This window comes from Pseudomonas sp. W2Jun17 (assembly GCF_023127795.1).
Classification (GTDB): Bacteria; Pseudomonadota; Gammaproteobacteria; order Pseudomonadales; family Pseudomonadaceae; genus Aquipseudomonas; species Aquipseudomonas synxantha_A.
Genome location: NZ_SPKO01000024.1, coordinates 44,169 through 60,245, shown reverse-complemented (window position 1 = coordinate 60,245; position 16,077 = coordinate 44,169). Strand labels below are relative to the sequence as shown.

Here is a 16,077-nt window from a genome sequence, read left to right as displayed (position 1 = left end):
AACCAGATGTGCACTGCCCCCCCAATCAATACCGAATCATCACCGACTTAAGCTCGGTGTAATCCTCAATAAATGCACTGCCAAACTCCCGCCCAACCCCCGAAGACCGGCACCCACCAAACGGCACTGCCGGGTCGAGCAAGGTGTGCATGTTCACCCACAAGGTGCCTGCCTTGATCGCCGGGATCATGCGCAGGGCCTTGCCCAAATCGTTGGTCCACAGGCTGGCGCTCAACCCGTAGGGCCCGTGGTTCATCAGCGCCAGCAGCTCGTCTTCGTCATCGTAGGGCAGGAAGGTGGCGATGGGGCCGAAGGTTTCCTCATTGAGCAGGGTGTCGTGCAGGTGGTTGGCGAGGATCACCGTGGGTTCGACGTAGCAACCAGGCCGGTCGATAAGGTGGCCGCCGTGGATGATCGTGTTGTTTTCGGCGCGGGCCTGGTTGAAGTAGCCAAGCAGTTTGTGCTGGTGCTGCTGGTGTGTGACCGGGCCGAATTCGGTGTGTTCGTCCAGGGGCGAGCCGATATTCAGGCGGCTCAGGCGCGTCTTGAGTTTTTCCAGCACGGCGTCGATTTGCGAGCGGTGCACGAAAAAGCGTTCGGCCGCCGCGCAGATTTGCCCCGAGTGCAAGAAGCCCGCTTCGATGATGCCGTCCACTGCCTTGTCCACGTCCATATCGGGCAGGAAGCCGGCGGCATTCTTGCCCCCCAGTTCCAGGGTCGCACGGGTGAGGCCGGCGCCCATGGCGCTGCGGCCGACGGCGATGCCGGTGGGCACTGAGCCGGTGAATGAAACCTTGTGCGTGCCGGGGTGTTCCACCAGCCCCTTGCCGACATGGCCGCCGCCGGTGAGCACATTCAGCACACCCGCCGGCAGCCCGGCGTCGATGGCCAGTTCAGCGATGCGCAGCAGGGTCAGCGGCGTGAATTCGCTGGGCTTGATGATGATGCTGCAGCCGGTCACCAGCGCCGAGGCGAGTTTCCAAATGGCGATCATGGTCGAGAAATTCCACGGCACGATCCCAACCACCACGCCCACCGGCTCGCGCAGGGTAAAGGCGGTGTAGCGCTCGCCATTGAATGAAGGCAGGGATGGGGTCAGGGTCTGGCCGCTGAGCTTGGTGGCCCAGCCGGCGTAATAACGCAGGAAATGCGCGGCCTGATTGACCTCGAAGGCGCGGGAAATCTGGATGATCTTGCCCGACTGGCACGTTTCGATCTGTGCCAGTTCTTCACGGTGCTGTTCCAGCAGATCGGCCAATTTGAGTAGCACGTTGCCGCGGATCGCGGGCGCGGCCTGGGACCATCGCTGGAAACCACGGTTGGCGCAAGCGACCGCGGCATCGATATCCGCCAGGTCAGCGTCGGCCACTTCGGCGATTACCTGCCCGGTGGCAGGGTTGATGACGTTCAGGGTTTGATCGGCGTGGCTGCGCACGCTGACACCGTCGATAAACAGCCCATGGCGGCGACGCAAAAAGGCTTCGACTTGAGGCAGCAACGGGATATCGCTCATGGCAGGTTCCTGGCAGTTCACAAAAAGAAAACCCGAGGGTAACCAACGCACCAATAAGCGGCTTGACTGTGCCTGCCAGGTTTTATGCCTGTGCCTGCCGCGCCTGTGAAAAGTACAAGCTTGCCTGCCGAACGTGCATTTCCCGCCAGCACGGCCCGTTCGATACTGGCCCTGCATCCAGCGCCGTTCCGCAATCCGGAACGCCTGTCGGACTTCCAATAATAAGCAGGGCCGTCCATGAAAAAGCCAAACCCGCTCCTTGAAGACCTCAAACCCCTTTTGCCGGCCATTGCCGCGAATGCCAGCCGTGCCGAGCAACTGCGCCAGGTACCGGATGAAAATATCGCCCTGCTCAAAAGCATCGGCCTGCACCGTGCCTTTCAGCCCAAGGCCTTCGGCGGCCTGGAGCTGACGCTGCCCGAGTTCGCCGACTGCATCGCCTTGCTCGCCGGTAGTTGCGCCAGTACCGCCTGGGCGATGAGCTTGTTGTGTACTCACAGCCACCAACTGGCGCTGTTCTCGGCCCAGTTGCAGCAGGAAATCTGGGGTGCCAACCCGGATGCCACGGCCAGCAGCAGTATTGCGCCGTTCGGTCGGGTGACCGAGGGCGAGGGCGGGGTGTACTTCAGCGGTGAGATGGGCTGGAGCAGCGGCTGTGACCATGGCGAGTGGGCGATTGTCGGCTGCCGTCGCCAGAACGCCGAAGGCACCCAGGATTACTGCTTTGCTGTGTTGCCGCGCAGTGACTATCAGATTCGTGACGACTGGTTCGCCGCTGGCATGAAAGGCAGCGGCACCAAGACCCTGATCATCGACAACGCCTGGGTGCCCGAACACCGTATCCAGAAGGCCAAGGACATGATGGAAGGCAAGTCCGCAGGCTTTGGTCTCTACCCTGACAGCCAGATTTTCTACGCGCCGTACCGGCCGTATTTCGCCAGTGGCTTCTCCACCGTCAGCCTTGGTGTGGCCGAGCGCATGCTCGACGTGTTCCGCGAAAAAACCAAGACCCGGGTGCGCGCCTACACCGGTGCCGCTGTGGGCGCCGCCACCCCGGCGTTGATGCGCCTGGCCGAGTCCACCCACCAGGTCGCCGCCGCCCGAGCGTTCCTGGAAAAAACCTGGCAGGAACACGCCGAACACAGCGCCGCCCACCGTTACCCCACGCGGGAAACCCTGGCGTTCTGGCGCACCAATCAGGGTTACGCCACCAAGATGTGCATCGAAGCGGTAGACCGCCTGTTCGCCGCTGCGGGCGGGAATGCCTGGTTCGAGCACAACGAGATGCAGCGCCTGTTCCGCGATTCCCATATGACAGGCGCCCATGCCTATACCGACTACGACGTGTGCGCGCAGATCCTCGGCCGTGAGCTGATGGGTCTGGAACCCGACCCGAGCATGGTGTAGCCGCGCCTATCACCCATAACAATAAGGGCGGCCACTCGCGGCCACCTGGGAGTCTTGCATGTCTGACGTTTTCGACCCACGGGCCTTTCGCCGCGCCCTCGGCAACTTCGCCACCGGTGTGACGGTGGTCACTGCCGCCACCGCTTCCGGGCACAAGGTCGGCGTGACCGCCAACAGTTTCAACTCGGTGTCCCTCGACCCGCCGCTGGTGCTGTGGAGCATCGACAAGCGCTCCAACAGCCATGCAGTGTTCGAGGAGGCCAGTCATTTTGCGGTGAATGTGCTGGCGGCGGACCAGGTGCACCTGTCCAACAACTTTGCGCGCCCCCGTGAAGACCGCTTCGCCCTCATCGAGTACGAGCCGGGTGAGGGCGGCTCGCCAGTGTTCGCCGATTGCTCGGCGCGCTTTCACTGCGAGAAGTACCAGCAGATCGATGGCGGCGATCACTGGATCATGATCGGCAAGGTGGTGGCGTTCGATGACTTCGGCCGTGCGCCGTTGCTCTACCACCAGGGCGCCTACGCCGAGGTCCGGGCGCTGCCTCCCTGCGCGCCCGAGGTGGTTCAGAACGGCACGGCCACCACCAGCTGACTGTAGACATTGGTGCCGTTGCCGCCGACCTGGTTACCGCCGGTGTCGGCCGCTTTATCGGGTTTGTACAGGCCCAGCAGCGGCGTGATGATCAGGTGCTCGTTCACGGCCCATTCGGCGTACAGGTCCAGTTCGCGACCATCCAGGTTCAACTGGCCGCGGGTGCTGACGGTGTTGTAGTCAAAGAACAGTGCGCCGAGGGTGATGTTGCCCAGCGGCTTGACCTTGAGCGCTACGTGCTGCACCGCCGTGTTGCTGTTGAATGGGCCTGAATAGTTGCCCGCCACTTCGCCCTGCACCCAGGTGCCGTAGCCACGGTTGAAGCCTGAGAACATGCCATCCCAGTTTTTCGAATAACGTGCGTAGCGGTAGGTCAGGTCCGGTGACCAGGGCAGGTGGGCAAAGGTGTAGCCGGCTTCGACGTAACCGGCGTTTTGCTGGCTGTCGCGCCTGTCCTGGCGGGCCAGTTCGAAAGCCAGGTGCGCGTTGTCGATACCTGCATTGCCGGCACCGCGCAGGCTATAGAGGTTCATGCCTTTGCGCTGGCGCTGCAGGTCGGTGGCGAAGCGCTCGTCCACATCGATGCCGTGAATGTAAGTCAGCCCCAGGGTGCCCGGCGCGGCGCTGTACTCCAGGGTGCCGGCGGCCATCTCGGTCAGGGCCTGGGCGCGGTTGTCGGATTTGATCCACATCAGGCTGCCATGCACGCCGTCCTTGCCACCCAGGCGAATCACCGCAGTCTTGTCGAAGGCATGGCGCGCGGCAATGTAGTAGGCGCCGCCGCGATTGAACTCGCCGTCGCCTACGCCGTTGCCGAGGTTGGGGCCGTCGTCGTTGATGATGAAGCCGTCGCCCAACAGGATGATCTGGCGGCCAAACGACAGGTCCACGCCATCCTTGCCCAGCGCCGGGAACAGCTCGCCGGAGCGCCAGCCGGCGAACGCTTCGTCAAACTTGGTGGTGCGCTCGGTGCCGTTGGTCAACCCCGACGCATCGCCGTCGCCCCAGGTGCCGGAACTCACCAGGTTCGCCGTGCCGTATACGCCGCCCAGGTTGCCCAGGCTCTGCTCGACGCTCAGGCCGTACTTGATGAACCCCTCGCGCCAGGTGGAGCCGCCGCTGCGGCCATCGTAGTTCTTCGGGCTGTTGAACAGGCCGTAGACGGCAAGGAAGTTGCCGGTGACCTGGGTGTCGGTATCGGCATACAACTCGATGGCCTGGGCCTGGCCGAACAGCAGTGCTATGCCCAGGCCGACCGCCTGGCGCAGGCGGCGGTTTTTCAGTGTGTGCTCCATTGTTATTGTCCCCATCTTAGTTAAGAGTGAGGGCGCATTAGGGCGAGCGGTCGCAGGCCAAGTCTTTCATATGCGTGCCAGGCAGTTGACCCTGGCCGCCAGGCGATACGCCGTGGCAGGCAGCAACAAAACCTTCGGCAGACAGGGGCAAGACGATCGAGCCAGGTGGGGCGCAGAGTGCCGACACACTAAAAAAACCGCTTTCGAGGACCCCACCATGTCGATCAACGACCGACTCACCGCGCACCTCAACCGGGGCACGGTAGGTTTCCCCACCGCGTTGGCCAGCACCATCGGGCTGATCATGGCAAGCCCGGTGATCCTCACCGCCACCATGGGTTTTGGCATTGGCGGCAGCGCCTTTGCCCTGGCGATGCTGCTCGCCGTGGTGATGATGCTGGCCCAGGCGACGACCTTCGCCGAGGCCGCCTCGATACTGCCCACCACGGGCTCGGTGTACGACTACATCAACTGCGGCATGGGCCGGTTCTTTGCGATTACCGGCACTTTGTCGGCGTATCTGATCGTGCACGTGTTCGCCGGTACCGCCGAAACCATCCTCGCCGGGGTCATGGCCCTGGTGAACTTCGAACACCTCAATACCCTGGCAGAATCGGCCGGCGGCTCATGGCTGCTGGGCGTTGGTTTCGTGATCGTGTTCGGGGTGCTGAACGCCTTCGGGGTCAGCGCCTTTGGCCGCGCAGAGATCATCCTTACGTTCGGCATGTGGACCACCCTGATGGTGTTCGGCGTGCTGGGCCTGATCGCCGCGCCGGCGGTGCAGTTGGATGGCTGGTTCGGGGAATCACTGGTGGGCACCGACCTGGTCACCGTGCTGTCGCTGGTGGGCATGGCGATGTTCATGTTCGTCGGCTGCGAGTTCGTCACCCCGCTGGCACCTGACCTGCGCCAATCGGCCAAGGTCATGCCACGGGCGATGATGCTCGGGCTGATGGGCGTGGCGACATGCATGTTCATCTATGGCGCCGCGATGAAACGCCAGGTGGAAAACGTGGTGCTCGACGCCGCCTCCGGCGTGCACCTGTTGGATACACCCATGGCCATCCCACGGTTCGCCGAGCAGGTGATGGGGCAGATCGGGCCGCTGTGGCTGGGTATCGGTTTTCTCTTCGCCGGTGCTGCGACTATCAATACCTTGATGGCCGGTGTTCCGCGCATCCTCTACGGCATGGCGGTGGATGGCGCGTTGCCGAAGGTGTTCACCTACCTGCACCCGCGCTTCAAGACACCGCTGCTGTGCATCCTGGTGGCCATGCTGATCCCGTGCCTGCATGCGCTGTACCTGGGCGGCAACACCGACAACATCATGCACCTGGTGCTGGCGGCGGTGTGCGCGTGGAGTTTTGCCTACCTGCTGGTGACGTTGTCGGTGGTGATCCTGCGCATTCGCCGTCCGGATTTGCCCCGGGCGTACCGTTCGCCGTGGTTCCCGCTGCCGCAGATCGTCTCCAGCATCGGCATCCTGCTGGGCATGTGGTTTATCACCCCGCCAGGTATGAACCCGGCCGACATTTATGTGCCGTTTGGGGTGATGCTCGGCGTGACCGCCACCTATGCGTTGTTCTGGACCCTGGTGGTGCAGAAGGTCAACCCCTTCAAGCCCGCCTGCGTTGAGGAGGTGTTGGCCAAGGAATTCAGCCACGAACCGGGGCCTGCCCATGACGGTTATAACGACTTTGCGGCAAAAACTGTATGAGCTGTTCAGCGCAGACCGTGCACCGAGCGGTTATCGACCTGGGGTGACCCTGGCGCGCTTACGGCGTGATCTAGGCCTGGCGACGCTTGAAGTGGACGGTGTGAACTTCGAGATTGTCGAGCGCACCGAGTCGCAGTTGTTGATGCACCTGGTGCTGACCGAGTGCGTCCTGCGCGTACCTGCTTCAGCGAGTGGCGCTGGCAGCTTCGAGGTGCACCATGGCGGCGCTATTCGGCGCAACGGCATCCGCGTGCGCCGGCGCTCCGGCAGCCAGGCTCTGGCGTGTGAGCTACAGGCGCGTTTGCTGGCCGACAGCGGGTTGTTCCAGGCGCTGATGCCGCTGGATTTCAAGCGCCTGCGCATTGATCTCAAGGACCGGCAATGGTGTGTGCGCCTGGAGCATATGGGCGGGAGTGAGGTGGTCAATCGGATGCCTGCGTTTCGGCGTTACATTGCGTTGAGCACCGAGCAACGCAGGTATCTATTGGCAGCCATAGGTGGGTTGCAGCGGGTGATGTCTGGCCTGTGAAACCAATGACGCACCTCTGTGGGAGGGGGCTTGCTCCCACATACCGTTTGGCATCATTAGTGCTTCTGCAAAGGGCAAACAGGTTGTTGTTGCGTGCATATAGATAACATGTTAACTATTGCATCAGAACAACAAAAAGAACGCCACTGCGGAGACACCCCCATGAGCATCCCACAGCATGCACCCGACGGGCTCGACAGCTGGAACCGCGAACTGCGCGCCGCGTGCGGCCACTTCGATACCGAACTGGCCTTCAACCGTTCGCTGTTTATTGGCGAGATCCACAACTTGCCTCGTGGCTTGGCCATCCTGCGCACCAATGCCGGGCTGATCAAACGCCCGACGCACCACGCCGATCACGACAATGACCAGGAGTGCTTCCTGGTCAGCCAGCGCAGCGGCTATTCGCAGATCACCCAAAACGAGCAGACCGTGCAGCTGGCCCCCGGCGAGATGCTGTTGATGGACTCGGTGGGCTCCATCGAAATCACCCCCTTTGGTTTGATCGAACATGCCTCGCTGTCGTTGCCGCGCACCGAGGTGTGCAAGCACCTGGGCGGCCAGGCGCTGGCGTTCGGCAAGATCTCCTCGACCAAAGCCTGTGGGCGTATGTTGCATGTGTTGATGGATCAGCTGTGCAAGGACGACACTGATGACGACGCCACGCAAGTGGACGCGCTGCAGGCGGCCTTTGTGTCGCTGCTGGGCTCGGCGCTGGAGCAGGGTGATGAGTGCCGCGAGGGCGTTGCTGCGTTGCAGGGCAATAATCTGCGCAGCTATGTGCAAAAGGTCATTGATGAGTCATTGGGCCAGCCTGGCCTGAGCCCGATTGGCCTGGCCAACCGCCTGAATATCTCGGTGCGGCACCTGTACCGTTTGTTCGAGGAGCAGGACGACAGCGTCTGCCGCTACATCCAGCGGGCGCGGCTCAAGCGCAGTGCGGACGACTTGACCAACCCGTTCCTGCGTAGCGAGTCGATCACCTCGATTGCCTACAAATGGGGCTTTACCGACTCGGCGCACTTCAGCCGATCATTCAAGAAACAGTTCGAGGTGTCGCCCAAGGATTTTCGTTCCAGCCGGTTGCAGGCGGTGGGGGCATAAACAGGTCCTTCAGGCTGCAGGAGATCCAATGTGGGAGGGGCGGTGCGACGATTCGACTTGCTCCCGATAGCAGTGTGTCAGCCATTGGATATTTGACTGAACCATCGCTATCGGGAGCAAGCCCCCTCCCACATGGGTCCCCGTTATTCGGGCAGGGTGGAGCCACCATCGACCACCAAGGTCTGCCCGGTGATATAGCCAGCCAGGTCAGAAGCCAGAAACAACATCGCGCCGGCGATATCCGCAGCCGCGCCCAAACGCCCCAGTGGCACACGGCTGGCGATGCTCTCATTCAGCGCGGCATCGCCCAGGTTGCTCATCGCCGGCGTGGCGATCATGCCCGGTTCCACGCCATTGACCCGCACATTCAACGGCGCCAGTTCCAACGCCGCGTTGCGGATAAACCCATTCACCCCAGCCTTTGACGCCGCATAGTGGCTCAGCCCCGGATAACCCACCCGGTTGCCGGTGACCGAAGACGTCACCAGCACGCAACCCCGGCCTTGCTCACGAAACATCGGTAACGCCGCCTGGGTCAGCCAGAACAGCGCCGAAAGGTTTACCGCCAAGGTGCGTTGCAAGATCGCCGGGGTGATGTCGGCAAAGGCTGTCAGAGGGAAATACCCGGCGTTGTGCACCACAATATCCAGCTGCGCCAACCCTTTAACGCAGGCGAATACCGCCTCGGCTTGCGCCAGGTCAACGCCCACGGCCTCGACCTGATAGCCCTGCGCGCACAACCCAGCGGCCACCCTTTCAGCTTGTTCCAGCAGGCGATCAGCAATCACCACCCGCGCACCGCGTTCGGCAAAGGCCTGGACGATACCCAGGCCAATCCCCTGGGCGCCGCCGGTGACCAGCACGACTTGGTCGCTGAAATCCAGATCATTGGGCATTAGCAGGCTCCAGGCGCGTAAACGCCAGTGTCGGCACGTCGACGATGCTGGACCCACCGTCCGCCACCAAGGTGGCCCCGGTAATGATCGATGCGTCGTCGCTGGCCAGGAAGCGGCACACCTTGGCGATCTCTTCGGCCCGGGCGGCACGGCGCAGCGGCACATCGGCACACACGCGCTCGTACGCCTGCTGCAAGGTGTCGCCGTACGCCTCCATCAACGGCTGCATCTCGGCATCGGCCATCGGCGTGTGCACCCAGCCCGGGCACACCGCGTTCACGCGCACGCCGTGGGGGCCGTAGTCCCGTGCCAGCGAGCGATTGAGCCCGAGCAACGCATGTTTGGCCGTGGTGTAGCCGCACACTTCGGGCCCCGCCGCGAGCGAGGCGATGGAGCCGATCAGCACGACACTGCCGGCGCTTTGCTGCAACAGCGGCAGGCAGGCGCGGGCACTGTAGAACGCGCTGTCCAGGTTGCTGCGCAGCGCCGCTTCCCACGTAGACGGGCTGGTCTGGGTCGCGCTGCCCAGGCCATGACCGCCGGCACACGCCAGCAGCACGTCGATACGCCCGTAGTGGGCGTGAATCTCGCGGATAAAGCCCTCCCAGGTGTCGGCGCAGGCGGCATCGCCCACCAGGATCAGGCCGCCGCTGGCCTGCGCTACCTGTTCCAGTGGCTCGCGGCGCCGGCCGATCAGTACCAGCCGTGCGCCTTCCTGCGCGTACAGCCGGGCACAGGCGGCGCCGATGCCGGTGCCGGCCCCGGTGATCACCACCGTGCGCGCCTCAGTCACGGGGGTACTCCGTGCGGTTGAGCACCTGGCAATAGGAACTGATCGGGAAGTTCGACAGCGCGTCGAAGGATGCCCCCGCATAGCCGAAGATCTTGCCGTCGCTGCGGTGTTGTTGCAGGTCGATCAGCACCAGGCCGAGGGTGGGCACGATCTTCTCCTGCCAGACGAACAGGTACAGCTGCTCGGCGATCTTGTAGTAATGGCAGCGGTCGGTGTCGCACAAGCCTTTCTCCACACCCTCAAGGCATTGCCAGGCATAGAACCGCGGGTTGAGGTAGATGTGCTCGTAGACCTCGCTGGGGCTGTAGCGGTAGTGGTTGCGCAGGCCCACCAGTTCCTCGGTGGGGGCGTGCAAGCAATGGCCCTCCTGCCACGGCCGGTCGAGGCTGCCGTGGAGGAACTCGGCGTGCACCGAGGTCAGCGGTTTGCCGGCCAGGGCGCGGTGGTAAAGACCTTCGTGGGTCTCTGCCGGCTCCGGCATACGGCCAATCACCGCGGTAAAGGAGGCAGTCGGCGTGTCCAGCACCAGGCTGATCGACCAGCTTTGCCCGGCCTCGTGCTTGATGAAGTCCACCAGGTACAGGCCCGGGCGAATTGAGCTGGCGCGGTAGGCAGCACTGCCGCTGGAGTGACCGTCGGCGGCGTGCCAGGCCAGGCGCTCCTGTTCGAAGCGGTGCTCGATCTGCCAGCCATTGGCAAAGTGCAGAGTGAAGGTCTGGCCCGCCAGGTCGGCGAGGTTCGGCAGGATGAACGCTTCGGGTGCAAAACCGTCGGCCAGGGCGCCCACGGTGATCCAGTCAGAAGAAGTGCTCATGGCAAGGCTCCTTAAACAACGGCGAAGTAGTGTTTGACGAAACTCTCGCTGACCACTTCCCACAGCACCGGCGTGCCCTTGGTCACAAACCAGCTGTCACCGGCCTTGTAGCGGGTGGACTGGCCGGTGGACTCATCGGTGAGTATCACCTCGCCGGTGACCACCGTGGCTTGTTCGGCGAACGGGTAGACCATGCGGAATTTGCCCCGGGTGGTGCCGAAGTAAGCGCTGCTGACCGCATCGGTAGGTGCGCCGAATGTCATCTTGCCGAAGGCGCGCACCTCGCCTTCAAGGATCTGTGAGCCGAGGTCGGCCACGGTGCCCCAGGCATCGAGTTCCGACAGCTGGACGTTATGTTTGACGGTGGTGAGGGTCATGGCAGTGGTTCCTGATGAGTGAAAAAAAGCGAATCAACGACGCCCGTTCCAGTAGCCGGACAATTGGTGCCAGGATTTGCCCGCCGTCAGCAGCAGAGGGCGAATTGCGTCCTTGCCGATGATGGTCGGGCGGCGGATCGAGCTGACCAGGTCATAGCGCGCCGAGCCTTCGCTCATGCCTTCGGCCAGGACCTTGCAGATGATGTGGCTGGGCGTGACGCCAAAGCCTGAATAGCCCTGCACGAAAAACGCATTGCTGCGCCCCGGCAAGGTGCCGATCTGCGGGAACAGATTCGGGCTGCACGCCATCGGGCCGCCCCAGGCCAGGTCGATTTTCACGTCCTTGAGGTAGGGGAAAATCTTCAGCATCAGGTGGCGGTTCCAGGCTTTCAGGTCGCCGGGAATATGCTCGACCAAAGGCGTCGCGGCGCCGAACAGCAGGCGGTTTTCATTGGTTACGCGGTAGTAGTCGATCACCGGGCGGATATCGCTGTAGGCGCCACGGATCGGGCTGATGCGCTGGATCAATTCTTCGGACAACGGCTCGGTCATCATCTGGAACGCGTAGGTGTTGATGGTCGAGCGGTGCAGTTCCGGTTCGAGCTTGTTGAGAAAGCTGTCACAGGCCCAAAGCAACTTGCCGGCGCGTACCGAACCGCGCCCGGTGCGCACGGTGATGCGTTCGCCGTAGCTGACCTCCAGGGCCGGGCTGTTCTCAAAGATCTTTACCCCATGGCCGGCCAGCGCGGTGGCCTCGCCCAGCAGCAGGTTCAGCGAATGCACATGCCCGCCGCCCATGTGCAGCAGCGCACTCGTGTAGGCGTTGGAACCGATGATCTGCTGCACATCCGAGCCGCCGAGAAAGCGGATTTCATGCTGGCTGTTGACCGACTTGAAGTCCTTCTCCCAGGCGCGCAGAGTTTTTTCCTGGCGGGCGTTGAAGCCCATATAGCCGTAGCCGTGGCAGAAATCGGCATCGATGTTGTACTTGGCGATGCGGTTCTTGATGATATCTGCGCCCAGGTCGCTGATCTCGAACACTTGGCGCAGGCCGTCTTCGCCCACGTCCTTCTTGATCTTCTCCAGGTCATGGCCGATGCCCGCCATGATCTGCCCGCCGTTGCGGCCGGTGCCGCCAAAGCCCAGGTAGCGCGCTTCAAGCACCACGATATTGGTGATGCCTTTTTCCGCCAGCTCCAGCGCGGTGTTGATCCCGGAAAAGCCGCCACCGATCACCACGACGTCCGCGTCGATGTCTTGCTCCAGGGTGGGGAAGCTGAGGTTGTATTTCTTGGTGGCGGTGTAATACGTAGGGGTTTCGATGTTGATCATGGCGCAGCCTGAAAAAGTGAAGGAAGGCGCTAAAGCGGATGCCTCCATTAGGGCCCCTGACGGGCTGGAAGTCTTGATCCTGCGTGCCCGGGTTTTTGATTCAGCGCGCCACGGGCGAGGGCACACACAAGTTATAGCGCGCTCGCTGGCGGGGAATGTTAGAGTTTCGTTAAATTATTAACTAAATACTTCGTGACCCTGATCCTATGTCCAAACCTCGACAATCCCTGACCCTGGCCTTGCTGCAAGCGCGTGAGGCCGCGATGAGTTTTTTCCGCCCGTCCCTGAATGAACACGGCCTGACCGAACAGCAATGGCGCATCATCCGCATCCTCGAACAGCACGGTGAGCTGGAGATTTACCAACTGGCGGAACTGGCGTGCATCCTCAAGCCGAGCATGACCGGCGTGCTGGTGCGCATGGAAGCCGCCGGCATGGTGCACCGACGCAAGGCCGAACAGGACCAGCGCCGGGTGCTTATCACCCTGGCAGACAAGGGCAAGGCGAGTTTCGAGTCCATGAGCCAGTGCATGGAGGCCAACTACCAGCGTTTGCAGGATCAGCTTGGCGAAGAGAAATTCCAGACCTTGCTGGGGTTGCTGGATGACTTGAAGAACATCAAGCGCTGAACTAATGACTGAACCACCGCCGGTCAACTGTGGGAGCTGGCTTGCCTGCGATAGCGTCGGGTCAGCTGGCTTATTTGTCGCTGATACACCGCTATCGCAGGCAAGCCAGCTCCCACATTGGATCTCAGTAGACACCACCGGTATTGGCAGCCACCGGTACGTCTTTGAACTTCCCGGCCAGGCTTTGCAACCCGCGCATCAACACGGTGGTATCCACTCCCACCGCCACGAACGTTGCGCCCAGTTCGATATAGCGCCGCGCCAGGCGTTCATCCGCACTGAGAATCCCTGCCGCCTTGCCCGCTCGAACAATGCGCACGATGGCGTCCTCTATCGCCGCCTGCACTTCAGGATGCCCGGGGTTACCGCGATGCCCCATGGCCGCACTCAAGTCCGCGGGGCCGATGAACACACCGTCCACGCCTTCGACGGCGGTGATAGCGTCCAGATTGGCCAGGCCCTCGCGGTTTTCAATCTGCACCAGCAGGCACATCTGCGCGTCGGCCTGGTCGAGGTAGTCGGTGATGCTGTTCCAGCGCGAAGCACGGGCCAGGGCACTGCCGACGCCGCGAATACCCTGGGGCGGGTAGTGCAGGGCGCGCACCAGTTCTTGGGCCTGGGCAGCGCTTTCGACCATGGGCACCAGCAGCGTCTGCGCGCCGATATCGAGCAGTTGCTTGATCAATGCCGTGTCGCCGACCACCGGGCGAATCAGCGCCTGGCTGGGGTAGGGCGCGATGGCCTGCAATTGCGCAAGCATCCCCGGCAGGTGGTTGGGCGCATGTTCGCCGTCGATCAACAGCCAGTCGAAACCGGCATTGGCGGCCAACTCGGCGCTATAGGCATTGGCGAGGCCAAGCCACAGACCGATCTGCACCTCGCCGTTGTGAAGGCGTTGTTTGAAGCGGTTGACAGGCATGTCCATGACAATCCTCCAGTGTTCAGACGAAGCGACAGGCGATCGAACCGAGCAGGTCGTAGTCGACGTGGAAGGTATCCCCGGGGCGGGCGGCCACCGGACGGGTAAACGAGCCGCCGAGAATCACCTGGCCCGGCAGTAAGGTGACGTCATGCGCCGCCAGCTTGTTGGCCAGCCACGCCACGCCCTTGGCCGGGTGGTTGAGCACTGCCGCCGAAACGCCGGACTCTTCGATCACGCCATTGCGATACAGCACCGCCGGCACTTTGCGCAGGTCGATCTCGGTGGGGCGCACAGCCCGGCCACCGAGTACCACGCCGGCATTGGCGGCGTTGTCGGAGATGGTGTCGAACACCTTGCGGGTGGCGTTGGTCTGTGGGTCGACCTGTTGGATGCGTGCGTCGATGATTTCCAGCGCCGGGATCACCCATTCGGTCGCGTCGAGCACATCGAACACCGTGCAGTTTGGGCCCTTGAGCGGCTTGCCAAGGATGAACGCCAGTTCCACTTCCACACGCGGCACGATGAAGCGTTCGAAGGGAATATCACTGCCTTCGTCGAAAAACATGTCATCGAGCAGGGCGCCGTAGTCGGGCTCGGTGATGTTCGAAGAAACCTGCATGGCCCGTGAAGTGAGGCCTATCTTGTGGCCCTTGAGCGTGCGCCCGTTCTTGATCTTTTGCGCAACCCATTCGCGCTGGATGGCGTACGCATCCTCGAGGGTGATGCCGGGGTAGTCGAGGGAAAACTGACGCACCTGTTCGCGGCTGCGTTCGGCGCGGTCCAGGTGGGCGGCGGCCGCGAGGATTTGCTGGGAGTCGAGCATGGCAACGGTCTCTAGTGTGGGTTGACGATGGCGGCCTGAGTGCGCAGCACCAGCAGGCCACCGAGGGCGATAAACAGGGCGAGTACGTACAGGGCCAGGCTGGCGCTCTGGGTGGCGTCGCGCATCCAGCCGATCAGGTAGGGCGCGAGGAACGCGGCGATGCTGCCGAACGAGCTGATCATGGCGATGCCCGCCGCCTGAGTGGTATTGGAAAGAAACGCCGGCGGCAGTTGCCAGAACATCGGCAGCGCCGCGCTGGCGCCCATGCCGGCGACCACCAACCCGCTCATCACCAGCAGCGCATTGCCGGGCGCCAGGCCCGCGACGGCAATGCCGACAGCGGCCATCAGCAGGGGCACGCATAAATGCCAGCGACGCTCGCGCTGGCGATCGGACGAGCGCCCGCAGCCGAGCATGAAGAAGCAGCCGGCCAGGTACGGCACGGCGCTGAGCAAGCCGACCTGACTGTCGCGGCCGATGCCGGCGCCGTGGATCAGGGTCGGCATCCAGAACGCCAGGGTGTTGACCGCCAGCATCACCGCAAAGTACACGGCCACCAGCAGCCACACTTGCGGGTCCCGCAGGATGCCGCTGAACGAGGTGATGGTCTTGCGCTGTTCTTCGTTGCTCAACTGGGTGCGCAGTTGCTGTTTTTGTTCGCTGCTCAACCAGTGCACCACTTCGAAACTGTCCGGCAAGCACTTGAGCACCACCAGCCCCAGCAGTACCACGGGCGCACCTTCGATCAGGAACATCCATTGCCAGCCGCGCAGGCTGCCGACGGCGTGGAAATTCTCCAGGATCGCCCCGGAAATCGGCCCGCCCAACACCCCGGCCATGGGCACGGCAATGGCAAACAAGGCGGTGACCTGGGCACGTCGCCGCGCCGGGTACCAGCGGTTGAGAAACACCAGAATCCCCGGGAAAAATCCGGCTTCGGCCACCCCCAGCAAAAAGCGCAGCACGTAGAAGCCCCTAGCACTTTCCACCCACAACATGCCGGTGGAGAGCAGGCCCCACACCACCATCAGGCAGGCGATCCAGCGCCGTGGTCCGACCCGGTCCAGGGCCATGTTGCTGGGCACGCCGAACAGCGCATAGGCAATGAAGAACAGCCCGGCGCCGAAGCCGTACACCGTGTCGCTGAACTGCAGGTCGTGGCTCATCTGCATCTTGGCGAAGCCGATGTTGATACGGTCCAGGTGGGCGAACAGGTAACACACCAGCAACAAGGGCATCAGGCGCCAGGTCACCAAACGATGGGTGCGGTCGTGCTCGGCAAGCCGCAGGCTTGCAGTGGAGTGGGCTGTGCTCATGATGTTGTACTTTTTGTC

General features: G+C 62.7%; 15 protein-coding genes and 1 pseudogene. 6 read left to right on the top strand and 10 right to left on the bottom strand.

Annotation, left to right across the window (positions count from 1 at the left end; translation table 11 throughout):
* Positions 1-25: 25 nt before the first annotated feature.
* Positions 26-1,513: an aldehyde dehydrogenase family protein gene (locus E4O98_RS12235; RefSeq protein ID WP_248135237.1), complete on the bottom strand. Its 1,488-nt coding sequence runs from the start codon at positions 1,511-1,513 to the stop codon at positions 26-28.
* Between the two features lie 237 nt (positions 1,514-1,750).
* On the opposite strand from E4O98_RS12235, the gene E4O98_RS12230 reads away from it, so the two are divergent.
* Both E4O98_RS12230 and E4O98_RS12225 read left to right on the top strand, forming a co-directional pair.
* On the top strand, positions 1,751-2,920 hold the full coding sequence (locus E4O98_RS12230) for a p-hydroxyphenylacetate 3-hydroxylase oxygenase component (RefSeq protein WP_248135233.1): 1,170 nt from the start codon (positions 1,751-1,753) through the stop codon (positions 2,918-2,920).
* Positions 2,921-2,978: 58 nt separating this feature from the next.
* A pseudogene (locus E4O98_RS12225) lies at positions 2,979-3,452 on the top strand (flavin reductase family protein); the annotation flags it as partial.
* A gap of 32 nt (positions 3,453-3,484) precedes the next feature.
* Here the strand turns inward: E4O98_RS12225 and E4O98_RS12220 are convergent.
* Positions 3,485-4,807: an alginate export family protein gene (locus E4O98_RS12220; RefSeq protein ID WP_248135231.1), complete on the bottom strand. Its 1,323-nt coding sequence runs from the start codon at positions 4,805-4,807 to the stop codon at positions 3,485-3,487.
* A gap of 217 nt (positions 4,808-5,024) precedes the next feature.
* Here E4O98_RS12220 and E4O98_RS12215 point away from each other — a divergent pair, with 217 nt between their 5' ends.
* The 3 genes from E4O98_RS12215 to feaR all read left to right on the top strand — a co-directional run bounded on the left by E4O98_RS12215 (position 5,025) and on the right by feaR (position 8,157).
* Positions 5,025-6,524 (top strand): APC family permease, encoded by a 1,500-nt coding sequence (locus E4O98_RS12215; RefSeq protein ID WP_248135216.1) that lies wholly within the window; start codon positions 5,025-5,027, stop codon positions 6,522-6,524.
* Complete coding sequence (locus E4O98_RS12210) at positions 6,487-7,053, top strand: DUF3156 family protein (protein ID WP_078821797.1); 567 nt, start codon at positions 6,487-6,489, stop codon at positions 7,051-7,053. The genes E4O98_RS12215 and E4O98_RS12210 overlap by 38 nt, the downstream gene beginning before the upstream one ends.
* Positions 7,054-7,215: 162 nt before the next feature.
* On the top strand, positions 7,216-8,157 hold the full coding sequence (gene feaR / locus E4O98_RS12205) for a transcriptional regulator FeaR (protein WP_005789555.1): 942 nt from the start codon (positions 7,216-7,218) through the stop codon (positions 8,155-8,157).
* A 143-nt stretch (positions 8,158-8,300) separates the two neighbouring features.
* On the opposite strand, the gene E4O98_RS12200 is transcribed toward feaR, so the two are convergent.
* The 5 genes from E4O98_RS12200 to E4O98_RS12180 are packed head-to-tail and all read right to left on the bottom strand — an operon-like array spanning position 8,301 to position 12,369.
* Positions 8,301-9,053 carry an SDR family oxidoreductase gene (locus E4O98_RS12200; RefSeq protein WP_032880369.1) on the bottom strand — a complete coding sequence of 251 codons (753 nt, stop codon included), beginning with the start codon at positions 9,051-9,053 and terminating at the stop codon, positions 8,301-8,303.
* Positions 9,043-9,846, bottom strand: coding sequence for an SDR family oxidoreductase (locus E4O98_RS12195; RefSeq protein ID WP_148853589.1), 804 nt, complete (start codon positions 9,844-9,846; stop codon positions 9,043-9,045). The genes E4O98_RS12200 and E4O98_RS12195 overlap by 11 nt, the downstream gene beginning before the upstream one ends.
* Positions 9,839-10,660: a molybdenum cofactor biosynthesis F family protein gene (locus E4O98_RS12190; protein ID WP_078821794.1), complete on the bottom strand. Its 822-nt coding sequence runs from the start codon at positions 10,658-10,660 to the stop codon at positions 9,839-9,841. The genes E4O98_RS12195 and E4O98_RS12190 overlap by 8 nt, the downstream gene beginning before the upstream one ends.
* Positions 10,661-10,671: 11 nt before the next feature.
* Entirely contained in the window at positions 10,672-11,037 is a 366-nt protein-coding gene (locus E4O98_RS12185; RefSeq protein ID WP_103733832.1) for a cupin domain-containing protein, read from the bottom strand.
* Between the two features lie 33 nt (positions 11,038-11,070).
* Complete coding sequence (locus E4O98_RS12180; protein WP_032880375.1) at positions 11,071-12,369, bottom strand: FAD-binding oxidoreductase; 1,299 nt, start codon at positions 12,367-12,369, stop codon at positions 11,071-11,073.
* A gap of 206 nt (positions 12,370-12,575) precedes the next feature.
* Here E4O98_RS12180 and hpaR point away from each other — a divergent pair, with 206 nt between their 5' ends.
* Positions 12,576-12,998, top strand: coding sequence for a homoprotocatechuate degradation operon regulator HpaR (gene hpaR / locus E4O98_RS12175; protein WP_005789546.1), 423 nt, complete (start codon positions 12,576-12,578; stop codon positions 12,996-12,998).
* Between the two features lie 124 nt (positions 12,999-13,122).
* On the opposite strand, the gene hpaI is transcribed toward hpaR, so the two are convergent.
* From hpaI to E4O98_RS12160, 3 genes are read right to left on the bottom strand one after another with little or no spacing between them, the layout of a single operon-like run.
* Positions 13,123-13,923: a 4-hydroxy-2-oxoheptanedioate aldolase gene (gene hpaI, locus E4O98_RS12170; RefSeq protein ID WP_032880376.1), complete on the bottom strand. Its 801-nt coding sequence runs from the start codon at positions 13,921-13,923 to the stop codon at positions 13,123-13,125.
* Positions 13,924-13,939: 16 nt separating this feature from the next.
* On the bottom strand, positions 13,940-14,743 hold the full coding sequence (gene hpaH / locus E4O98_RS12165; protein ID WP_032880377.1) for a 2-oxo-hept-4-ene-1,7-dioate hydratase: 804 nt from the start codon (positions 14,741-14,743) through the stop codon (positions 13,940-13,942).
* A gap of 11 nt (positions 14,744-14,754) precedes the next feature.
* Complete coding sequence (locus E4O98_RS12160; RefSeq protein ID WP_032880378.1) at positions 14,755-16,059, bottom strand: MFS transporter; 1,305 nt, start codon at positions 16,057-16,059, stop codon at positions 14,755-14,757.
* Between the last annotated feature and the right edge of the window lie 18 nt (positions 16,060-16,077).

Excerpts from the sequence above, each read along its gene's own strand:
- E4O98_RS12230 (WP_248135233.1), top strand. The coding sequence starts at position 1,751 with ATGAAAAAGCCAAACCCGCTCCTTGAAGACCTCAAACCCCTTTTGCCG.
- E4O98_RS12220 (WP_248135231.1), bottom strand. The coding sequence starts at position 4,807 with ATGGAGCACACACTGAAAAACCGCCGCCTGCGCCAGGCGGTCGGCCTG.
- E4O98_RS12200 (WP_032880369.1), bottom strand. The coding sequence starts at position 9,053 with ATGCCCAATGATCTGGATTTCAGCGACCAAGTCGTGCTGGTCACCGGC.
- E4O98_RS12190 (WP_078821794.1), bottom strand. The coding sequence starts at position 10,660 with ATGAGCACTTCTTCTGACTGGATCACCGTGGGCGCCCTGGCCGACGGT.
- E4O98_RS12235 (WP_248135237.1), bottom strand. The coding sequence starts at position 1,513 with ATGAGCGATATCCCGTTGCTGCCTCAAGTCGAAGCCTTTTTGCGTCGC.
- feaR (WP_005789555.1), top strand. The coding sequence starts at position 7,216 with ATGAGCATCCCACAGCATGCACCCGACGGGCTCGACAGCTGGAACCGC.
- E4O98_RS12180 (WP_032880375.1), bottom strand. The coding sequence starts at position 12,369 with ATGATCAACATCGAAACCCCTACGTATTACACCGCCACCAAGAAATAC.
- E4O98_RS12160 (WP_032880378.1), bottom strand. The coding sequence starts at position 16,059 with ATGAGCACAGCCCACTCCACTGCAAGCCTGCGGCTTGCCGAGCACGAC.
- hpaI (WP_032880376.1), bottom strand. The coding sequence starts at position 13,923 with ATGGACATGCCTGTCAACCGCTTCAAACAACGCCTTCACAACGGCGAG.
- E4O98_RS12210 (WP_078821797.1), top strand. The coding sequence starts at position 6,487 with ATGACGGTTATAACGACTTTGCGGCAAAAACTGTATGAGCTGTTCAGC.
- hpaH (WP_032880377.1), bottom strand. The coding sequence starts at position 14,743 with ATGCTCGACTCCCAGCAAATCCTCGCGGCCGCCGCCCACCTGGACCGC.
- hpaR (WP_005789546.1), top strand. The coding sequence starts at position 12,576 with ATGTCCAAACCTCGACAATCCCTGACCCTGGCCTTGCTGCAAGCGCGT.
- E4O98_RS12185 (WP_103733832.1), bottom strand. The coding sequence starts at position 11,037 with ATGACCCTCACCACCGTCAAACATAACGTCCAGCTGTCGGAACTCGAT.
- E4O98_RS12215 (WP_248135216.1), top strand. The coding sequence starts at position 5,025 with ATGTCGATCAACGACCGACTCACCGCGCACCTCAACCGGGGCACGGTA.